1 pseudogene is annotated in these 533 nt (G+C 54.4%); it reads left to right on the top strand.

Features of this window, described 5'->3' with window-relative positions:
• Nucleotides 1-63 precede the first annotated feature (63 nt).
• A pseudogene (locus ACYQ6M_RS30380) lies at nt 64-533 on the top strand (hypothetical protein); the annotation flags it as partial.

Genomic DNA, 533 nt, shown 5'->3' with positions numbered 1-533 from the left:
GGCGTCGACACCTTGTCGAGCATCAACGGAATTTGGTTTGAAGGTGAGGGCGCTTGGTACCGAATGAACCAGTTGCTCACCAAATACAGCTCCTTCAATACGGTCACGGGGACAGAGAACGGTGAAGTTCTGACCGCCTCTGACGACGATGACATCATCGTTGCTGGGGCAGGCAACGACAATCCGCAACCAGGTGCAGGAAATGACATCGTATTCGGGGGGGACGGAACAGATCAGGTCGACTTGCGCGGTGGCAGTGCTGACTATGAGTTCTACTGGAACCCTGACGGCTCCGTTTACGCGATCCACGAAACAGAAGGCGTAAACATTCTCAGAGACATCGAGCATGTTCAGTTCCGTGGAACATGGGAGTGGTTCTGGCTGAAGGATCTTTATAACGATCCCGACAGCCGGGAGGTCACGCTGGGAACGGAGAACGCCGACACGATCGCAGGGACAGATATGGTCGATGTGATCGAAGCAGGCAGCGGAGACGACGTTATATCCGGAAGTGCCGGAAACGATGTCATCTT

The organism is Roseibium sp. ROS1 (assembly GCF_054658215.1).
This window is presented reverse-complemented; position numbering and strand designations above follow the sequence as displayed.